We start from the raw sequence: 7,732 nt of genomic DNA, 5'->3' as shown, positions 1-7,732 counted from the left end.
GTCCAAGTCGTTGGTGGGCTCATCGAGCAGGAGAAGGTTTCCACCCTGCTTGAGAGTCAGTGCCAAGTTCAGGCGGTTACGCTCACCACCGGAGAGCACACCAGCCTTCTTCTGCTGGTCTGGGCCCTTGAAACCAAAGGTGGAGACATAAGCACGGCTGGGGATTTCCACGTTTCCGACCTGGATAAAGTCCAGACCATCGGAAACAACTTCCCAGAGGTTGAGGTTGGGGTCGATACCGCCACGACTCTGGTCAACATAGGAAATCTTCACGGTTTCACCGATCTTGACTTCACCACCGTCTGCTTCTTCCAGACCCACAATGGTCTTGAACAGGGTTGACTTACCGGCACCGTTAGGGCCGATAATACCGACGATTCCGTTGCGAGGTAGCGAGAAAGACAGACCGTCAATAAGGGTGCGATCTCCGAAGCCCTTCTTAAGGTTCTTCACTTCGAGAACAACAGCACCGAGACGTGGACCGGCAGGAATAACAATTTCTTCGAAGTCGAGCTTGCGGGTCTTTTCAGCCTCCGCAGCCATCTCTTCATAGCGAGCCAAACGGGCCTTGGACTTAGCCTGGCGACCCTTCGCGTTGGAGCGAACCCAGTCGAGCTCTTCCGAGAGACGACGAGCAAGCTTGGCGTCCTTCTTACCCTGAACCTCAAGACGCTCACGCTTCTTCTCGAGGTAGGTGGAGTAGTTACCTTCGTAGGGGTAGAGGTGTCCGCGGTCTACTTCCGCGATCCACTCAGCAACGTGGTCGAGGAAGTAACGGTCGTGTGTTACGGCAAGAACGGCACCGGGGTACTTAGCCAAGTGCTGCTCGAGCCAGAGCACAGACTCGGCATCGAGGTGGTTAGTGGGCTCATCGAGCAGGAGCAGGTCAGGCTTCTGCAGCAGGAGCTTGCAGAGTGCAACACGACGCTTCTCACCACCGGAGAGCTTGTCCACGGGCCAGTCACTGGGTGGGCAGCGCAGAGCATCCATCGCCTGAGCGAGCTGAGAGTCGAGGTCCCAGCCGTTGGCAGCGTCGATGTCTTCCTGGAGGGTTCCCATCTCGGCGAGAAGAGTGTCAAAGTCTGCGTCAGGCTCACCCATGGCGGCAGAGATTTCGTTGAAGCGGTTGATCTTGCCCATGATCTCACCCACGCCGTCTTGGACGTTCTCGAGAACGGTCTTGTTCTCATCGAGTTCGGGTTCTTGCATGAGGATGCCGACTGAATAGCCAGGGCTCAGCTTGGCTTCACCGTTCGAGGGGGTGTCGAGACCTGCCATGATCTTCAAAATGGTCGACTTACCGGCACCGTTGGGTCCTACGACACCAATCTTGGCACCGGGGAAGAACGACATTGTGACGTCATCGAGAATCAGCTTGTCGCCGACTGCCTTGCGGGCACGAACCATGGAATAAATGAACTCAGCCATGGCTCAATTCTAGGTGTTAGCCCAGGCTCTGAACTTCCGTTCCGAGCAGACAACCGCCTGTTGCCAAAACAGGAAGCACCCGGGAGATGACTTTGGGGGCAACAGGTCCAAACTGGCCAATCACACACTGGCCACCAAATTGGACGGCAACTTCCGATGTGTCAGCAGCAAGGCCTGCTGCTGTGCGCGAAAACGTGAACTGCACGGTCGCAGGATCGAACCCTGCAGCACCGACTGCTTGGGCAACAGCATAAGAATCGGCCGCAGGATCAGCGGCGAGTGTCTTTTCAATGATCCAGGTGAAGTAATACAGATTGTCCTTGGCACTGCCGTTAGGCAGAAGCACAGGGTCTTTGGTGGGCTTGGGTGTTGCCGATGCGGAAGCTGTTGCAGTCTCGGTGGGCTTCACATTCGGAGTGGATGCTGAGCATCCCGTGAGCGCAAGTGCGGCAGAGAGAGCTAGCGCAGTGGCAATAACGCGAATCTTCATGGCTCTCCTTCCCCGAAACGACAGAACGCCCCCAAGTCTAAAGGGGGCGTTCTGTGTTTTCGCTCAGTATGAGGAGGTGTTGCTAGGCAGCAACCTTTTTACGACTCTTCGCAGCGAGAGGAAGGTCCTCTTCATCACTGTCCTTGTCGGGAATGCCGCCCCAATCATCTTCAGCAACCGAGGTCACCTCTGTGGAGGACGAGTTACGAGTGTACGAAGCGATGCCCCACGTCAGATCGTGACCAAGTGCTTCAGCTTCAACCTCAACGGTGGTGCCGGAGCGATCGGTGTTCTCCCAATCGCGGATACGCAGCTTGCCGGTGACGATGACACGGTCACCTTTCGACACCGAGGTGGCAGCATTCTCCGCGAGTGCTCGGAAGCTGGAAACGGTGTACCAGTTGGTGTCACCATCAACCCAGCGGTTTGCTGCACGGTCGAAGCGACGCTGACTGGATGCCAGACGGAAGCTCGTAATGGCGAGCCCCTCGCTGGTGGTGAGGTGGCGTGGAGTGGTGGCAACCAATCCAGTGAGAGTGATGTTGTCCGTCATGATGACGTCCTTTCGTTCGTGAATACGTGAACGAAGAATGCGTCAGGAAAGCTCACGGCGCGACGAACAAACCCACATCTGGGATGAAGGTCACACGGCAATGCCCTGTGGAGGACTAGGAGTTATTAGTCCTTGATGTAGCTGGCGAAAGAAGCGCGAACCTTGTTGACCTTAGGCACGGCAACAGCCAGGCAGTATCCCTGTCCTGGGTTACGCGCGAAGAAGTTCTGGTGATATTCCTCAGCGTCATAGAACACACCCAGAGGCTCCAGTGTGGTGACCAGTCCCCCACCCCAGTACTCATTGGCGCGATCAATAGATGCCTGAAAGAGTTCCTTCTGCTGCTCGCCGTCATAGAACATGGCAGAGCGATACTGCGTGCCAATGTCATTGCCTTGACGGTTGAGTTGACGTGGATCGTGGAGTGTGAAGAACACATCCAGAATGACCTCGGCAGGAATCACTGCCTCGTCGAAAACAACCTTGACCGCTTCAGCCTGACCAGTGGTACCGGTGCAGACCTCTTCGTAGGTGGGGTTTTCTTTCGTGCCACCGGTATACCCAGAAACAACATCAGAAACGCCGTTGAGGGTGCGGTAGACCGCATCTAAACACCAGAAACAGCCACCAGCTACTACGAAAGTTGTCATGGCTCTAGATTAGAGACATCTGAGCCAAGGGGACACACATGAATACTTTTCTGCTATCGAGCGAAAAGATTGACACCTCAATCACGAATGCTGTTGCATACCGCATTCGCTACAACTCTGAAGATCTTCACGGTAAAGCTACCGAGTCCACAGGTCTCGTCATTACCCCGAGCTCCACTGCCGAGAATCGCAAAGTTGTTACTTGGGCACACGGCACCACTGGCCTCGGAGACGCGGCCTGTCCTTCAGCACAGCCTGACCCAGCACGTGAGCTCGTGACCTACTTCCAGTCTGGTTCGACCACTCAGATTGACTACGGCATCCCCGGGCTTCAGAAGTTCATCGATGAGGGATGGATTGTTGTGGCTACGGACTATCAAGGACTTGGCACTCCAGGAGTTCACCAGTACACCGTGAACCGGACCAATGCTTTGGACGCTCTCAACATCGTTCACGCCGCGCGTGAAATGGATCTTGGTGCTGGAAACAAGTTTGGTTGTATCGGTTGGTCACAGGGCGGTGGAACTGCCGCCGCTATTGCAGAACTCGATGCAGACGCCTACGGCGACCTAGAACTCGTCGGAACTGTTCCCATGTCTCCCGGCGTTCCAGGGGTTGCCGTGAAGCTCCCTGAAACCCAGGCAGCTCTCGCCGGTGGTGGAACACCAACCCCACCTGATGGACACATGTTCATGATGTTGGGCGCTATGCCTACTGCTTTCCCAGACACTCTTTCAATGGACGACGTATTCACTCCCCTGGGTAAGCAGATTTTCGAAGACAACTACAACACCGCTCCTGTTCACCACTTGAGTGACATCCTGGTCCGCACCTGGAAGCACCAGGGAGCAATTCTGGATGTCAAGAAGGAGAAGCTACCCCTGTGGCTTTCTGCCTTCGTTGAAGCTTCAGCTGCTCGCGTGAAGCCCATTGCTCCCGTCCTCGTTCTCATTGATGGCCAGGACCCTGCAGGTCCTTGCCCACTTCCTTGGCAGCTCGGTTACATCGAGGCCATCAAGGAACTCGGTGGAGACATCACCTCCTCCACCTACCCCAATGACGATCACTTCTCACTGCCTCAGAGCAGCGTGGACGAAGCACGAACCTGGCTCAACACGAAGTTCTAAGTTAATTCCCTCAATGGCCCCCGGAAACGGGGGCCATTCTTCGTTAGATTAGAACTCTCATGGGTTACATCATTGGCTTCTTGGCCGCGCTCTTGTTCGGCTCGAACGGAAGCGTGGTCAAACTCGTCCTCTCCGAAGGTGTTACAGCCGCCCAGATGACCTTCTTCCGCGCTACGGCCACCATGGTGATTGCCGGCATTGTGTTGCTGTTCACCGAACGTAGCGCGTTCAAGATCAGTTTCAAACGACTGCTTGCCATGGCTGCGTTGGGTGTATTTGGTGTGGCGATGTTGCAGTGGTTCTATGCACTGGCCATTGAGCGCATTCCTGTAGGAATTGCTCTGCTCTTTGAATACCTTGCTGTGCTGGCTGTGGCCGTCATAGCGCGTTTCTTTTTCAAGGAACACGTTCGCGCCCGGTTGTGGGTCGCCATTGTCTTAGTGCTCATCGGCCTGGGCGTGGTCGCAGAGATGTGGAACTCAAGCGTTGATGGATTGGGCATGATCTTTGCCCTCATCGCTGCCGCTTCCTACACGATCTACTTCCTCATTGGTGAGCAAGCTCTCAAAGGTATGAACGTGCTGGCCATGACCTTCTGGTCCATGCTGTTTGCATCGTTGTTCTGGGCATTCTTTAGCGGCTGGCAGAACATGGACTTCTCTGTCTTTAGCCACCAGATTTCTCTCAGTGGCTCGCTTGCGGCAGTCAATGTTCCGCTGTGGGTGCCATTCCTGTGGACCATCACGATGGGTTCCTTCGTGGCTTTCTATATGTCCTTCAAGTCGCTGAGCTTGCTCAGTGCCACCTCTGCCGGCATCGTTGCCTCTTCTGAAGTGATCTTTGCCTTCATCGTGGCGTGGTTGTGGCTGGGTGAATCCTTGAGCTTCATCCAGATTCTGGGTGCACTGATTGTCACCGCGGGCATCATCTTGGCCCAGACGTCGCGAGGTGGCAAGATCGTAGATCTTGACCTCGCTGCCACAACGGGAGCAATCCCCATCCGCAAGAAGTAACTACAGCTCAACACTCAAGAGCTGAGGGATGTGCTCTGCAAGGAAATCCTTCGAGAAGGTTCCTTCGTTGTCGATGAGTGCCTCTAACCCCTTGGGCGCAATCATGACGGTCTTTTGAGGGCGCGAAAGCAAGAAGCCCGACTCGAGCAAAACATCGAGAAATAGCATGAGTTTTTCTTGAGCTAGTTCCACGATTTCTTTCTTCGTGTTCTCATCAAAGAGACCGAGCTCTTCAGCGACCATCTTCACGGCAATATTGCGGTGGACAGCTTCACCATCGTGGAGGACGAAGAGGTAGGTGTGAGAGATCTTGCCAACGGCATCAAGTGTTTCGTCATCCATATAGCAACCCTATCGAGGGCAAGGAGGGCTGAAGTGAGAAGGTAAACTTGTAAACCAACCCTCCGTAGCTCAGTGGATAGAGCAAGAGCCTTCTAATCTCTTGGTCGCAGGTTCGATTCCTGCCGGGGGGACTTTTTATGCCCAGAAAGTGCTGTGAACTCTTGAGACGCCCTTATCTATTAGAAGCCGAACAGTTATCATCGAAGCAACACCATCTAGTGCCACATAGGAGTGGAAATGAGTAAGTACGTCGTTACAAACCCTGCAACTGGAGAATCTGGAGCACCATTTGCCCAGACCACCGACGCGCAGATTTCTGCAGCTATTGATGCTGCTCACACAACTCACCAGGGCTGGTCCAAGACCACCACTGTTGCCGAGCGTTCTGAACTCATTGAGAAGGTGGCCCAGCTTCACCGCGACCGCCGTGAAAACCTCGCAGAAATCATTGTTCGCGAGATGGGTAAGCCATACGAGCAGGCACTTGGTGAGGTCGACTTCACCGCAGACATCTACTCTTTCTACGCCACCAATGGAGAGAAGTTCCTTGCTGACGAAGCCATCCCCGAGTTCGAAGGTGAAGGCGAAGCCTTCATCCGCCGTTCTTCTTTGGGTGTGCTCCTTGGCATCATGCCGTGGAACTTCCCTTACTACCAGGTTGCCCGCTTCGCTGGTCCTAACTTGGTACTGGGTAACACCATCCTGCTCAAGCACGCATCTCAGTGCCCTGAATCTGCAGCCGCTATGGAGAAGATCTTCAACGACGCCGGCTTCCCTGCAGGCGCTTACCAAAACCTTTACGCAGACTCGAAGCAGATCGAAGGCGTTATAGCTGACCCACGCGTTCAGGGTGTTTCCCTGACCGGTTCCGAGCGTGCTGGTGCAGCTGTGGCAGAAACCGCTGGACGCTACCTCAAGAAGGTTGTTCTTGAGCTGGGTGGCTCTGACCCCTTCATTCTGTTGAGCACCGATGACATGGATGCCACCGTTGAAGCAGCTATTGCCGGTCGTAACGACAACAACGCCCAGGCCTGCAACGCAGCCAAGCGTTTTGTCGTCATCGAAAGCCTCTATGCAGAGTTCTTGGAGAAATTCACTGCCAAGATGCTCGAGATGACACCTTCCAACCCCATGGATGAAGGAACCTACCTCGGACCTCTGTCGTCTGCTGGCGCAGCAGACGGCCTGGAAGAACAGGTCTCTCGTGCCGTCAAGCAGGGTGCAACGTTGCACGCACGTGGTGACCGCAGTGGAACCTACTTCTCCGGTGTTGTGCTGACTGACGTCACTCCTGCCATGGATGCACACCACGAAGAGTTCTTTGGCCCCGTTGCGATTGTCTACTCCGTCAAGGACGAGGCAGCTGCTGTTGAGCTGGCTAACGACACTCCCTTTGGACTTGGTTCCTACCTGTTCTCCACGGACAAGGACCAGGTCCTTCGCGTGGCAGACCAGATCGAAGCCGGAATGGTTTACGTCAACGGCGTTGGCCTGGACAGCCCTGAGCTTCCCTTCGGTGGCATCAAGCGCTCAGGCTTCGGCCGCGAACTGGGTCGGTTCGGTATCGAAGAGTTCGTCAACCGTAAGCTCATTCGCATTCTGAAGTAATTCAGAGTTAGAACTACCGAAGATTCCCTGGCCTGATGTGAACTGTCCCCCGAAAGTTGGACAGGATAAATACTAGGCGGCTTCTAACTGAAGGGCATGGTTCCGATATTGCATCGGGGTCATGCCCTTCAGTCGTTCTTGTAGACGATCTCTGTTATACCAATCGATGTATTCCTCAATTTCTTCGATGAGTTCGTTGACGGTGTTGAATCTTTCACCATGGAACATTTCTGTTTTGAGGTGTCCGAAGAAGTTCTCGATCAGGGCGTTGTCATAACAGTTTGCTTTGCGGGACATGGATTGGATAGCGCCATGTTCTTCCAACAGTTCACGCCACGAGTGGTGTTGGTAGTGGAATCCTTGATCTGTGTGAACGAGTAGTCCGGCAGCTGGTTGTTCACGTTCAAACGCGTCTTTCAGGCTCCGTGACGTCAATCCGGTATTCGGTGAGGTTCCTGTTTTGAAGCTCACGATTGCATGATCGAACAGGTCATAGATCGCTGAGAGATACACTTTCTGGT

At 54.4% G+C, this 7,732-nt stretch carries 9 protein-coding genes and 1 tRNA gene; 4 read left to right on the top strand and 6 right to left on the bottom strand.

The genetic code is table 11. The features are described 5' to 3' along the window. From ettA to msrA, 4 genes are all read right to left on the bottom strand, one after another. Positions 1 to 1,428: energy-dependent translational throttle protein EttA (gene ettA / locus RR877_RS09185; RefSeq protein ID WP_332627991.1), on the bottom strand; the 1,428-nt coding region annotated here is incomplete at its 3' end. Between the two features lie 16 nt (positions 1,429 to 1,444). Beyond that, complete coding sequence (locus RR877_RS09180) at positions 1,445 to 1,918, bottom strand: hypothetical protein (protein ID WP_332619147.1); 474 nt, start codon at positions 1,916 to 1,918, stop codon at positions 1,445 to 1,447. Between the two features lie 82 nt (positions 1,919 to 2,000). Continuing rightward, complete coding sequence (gene ssb, locus RR877_RS09175) at positions 2,001 to 2,471, bottom strand: single-stranded DNA-binding protein (RefSeq protein ID WP_332619146.1); 471 nt, start codon at positions 2,469 to 2,471, stop codon at positions 2,001 to 2,003. 125 nt (positions 2,472 to 2,596) lie between these two features. Beyond that, the gene (msrA, locus tag RR877_RS09170) at positions 2,597 to 3,121 is read right to left on the bottom strand and encodes a peptide-methionine (S)-S-oxide reductase MsrA (protein WP_332619145.1); all 525 of its coding nucleotides are present in this window, start codon (positions 3,119 to 3,121) and stop codon (positions 2,597 to 2,599) included. Between the two features lie 38 nt (positions 3,122 to 3,159). Here msrA and RR877_RS09165 point away from each other — a divergent pair, with 38 nt between their 5' ends. Both RR877_RS09165 and RR877_RS09160 read left to right on the top strand, forming a co-directional pair. Further along, positions 3,160 to 4,248 (top strand): alpha/beta fold hydrolase, encoded by a 1,089-nt coding sequence (locus RR877_RS09165; RefSeq protein WP_332627989.1) that lies wholly within the window; start codon positions 3,160 to 3,162, stop codon positions 4,246 to 4,248. Positions 4,249 to 4,307: 59 nt separating this feature from the next. Next, entirely contained in the window at positions 4,308 to 5,261 is a 954-nt protein-coding gene (locus RR877_RS09160) for an EamA family transporter (protein WP_110233731.1), read from the top strand. Here the strand turns inward: RR877_RS09160 and RR877_RS09155 are convergent, their stop codons facing one another. Further along, positions 5,262 to 5,603: a hypothetical protein gene (locus RR877_RS09155; protein ID WP_332627987.1), complete on the bottom strand. Its 342-nt coding sequence runs from the start codon at positions 5,601 to 5,603 to the stop codon at positions 5,262 to 5,264. A 58-nt stretch (positions 5,604 to 5,661) separates the two neighbouring features. Here RR877_RS09155 and RR877_RS09150 point away from each other — a divergent pair. Both RR877_RS09150 and RR877_RS09145 read left to right on the top strand, forming a co-directional pair. After that, positions 5,662 to 5,734 (top strand) — tRNA-Arg (locus RR877_RS09150). 106 nt (positions 5,735 to 5,840) lie between these two features. Next, positions 5,841 to 7,211, top strand: coding sequence for an NAD-dependent succinate-semialdehyde dehydrogenase (locus RR877_RS09145; RefSeq protein ID WP_277495480.1), 1,371 nt, complete (start codon positions 5,841 to 5,843; stop codon positions 7,209 to 7,211). Positions 7,212 to 7,283: 72 nt separating this feature from the next. Here the strand turns inward: RR877_RS09145 and RR877_RS09140 are convergent. Then, a partial coding sequence (locus RR877_RS09140; RefSeq protein WP_332627985.1) for an IS3 family transposase occupies positions 7,284 to 7,732 on the bottom strand: 449 nt, incomplete at its 5' end.

It is taken from the genome of Aurantimicrobium sp. (genome assembly GCF_036667855.1).
In the GTDB taxonomy this organism is placed as follows: Bacteria; Actinomycetota; Actinomycetes; order Actinomycetales; family Microbacteriaceae; genus Aurantimicrobium.
Note: the sequence above shows the minus strand (reverse complement) of the source record. Positions and strands in the feature narration are given on the sequence as shown.